The sequence below is a fragment of the Mesorhizobium sp. M00.F.Ca.ET.216.01.1.1 genome (genome assembly GCF_004010325.2).
In the GTDB taxonomy this organism is placed as follows: domain Bacteria; phylum Pseudomonadota; class Alphaproteobacteria; order Rhizobiales; family Rhizobiaceae; genus Mesorhizobium.
The window spans coordinates 1-365 of record NZ_SADR02000252.1 but is presented as its reverse complement, the minus strand read 5'-3'; the positions used below and the strand labels follow the sequence as shown (position 1 = coordinate 365).

1 protein-coding gene is annotated in these 365 nt (G+C 63.6%); it reads right to left on the bottom strand.

Annotated features, from left to right (window positions below):
- Positions 1-37: 37 nt before the first annotated feature.
- Positions 38-365, bottom strand: a 328-nt coding sequence (locus tag EN859_RS35975) for a nucleotidyltransferase family protein (protein ID WP_135913656.1), incomplete at its 5' end; no start/stop codon positions are given.

Below are 365 nucleotides of genomic sequence, written 5' to 3'. Positions count from 1 at the left end.
GCCGGCGCCTCGCGCCGACTTATTTTATTCTGCGCCCTTACCACGGCAGCACGCTAATCTCAGGCCAACACTCCCGCGCCCTTCTCCCCTTCGCCTCATGCGTCCGCTGATTATCCAGCGCCCTGTTCGGCGTGATGCGAAACGAAAAGACGTCATCGAGTCCGAACGGCGCCACCAACTCCAACGCCCCGTCAGCACCGAACCGCACCCCAACCGCATGCGTCTTCGACGCAAAATAGCTGACGGATTCGCTGGCGCTCGTGTAGCGCGGACACTCCCGTCCGAACTTCGCCGGATACCACAGATGCACCCGCGCCTGGTTGCGCACCTCGACCGGCAGCGCCAATCCCTGGAGCTGCTTGGCC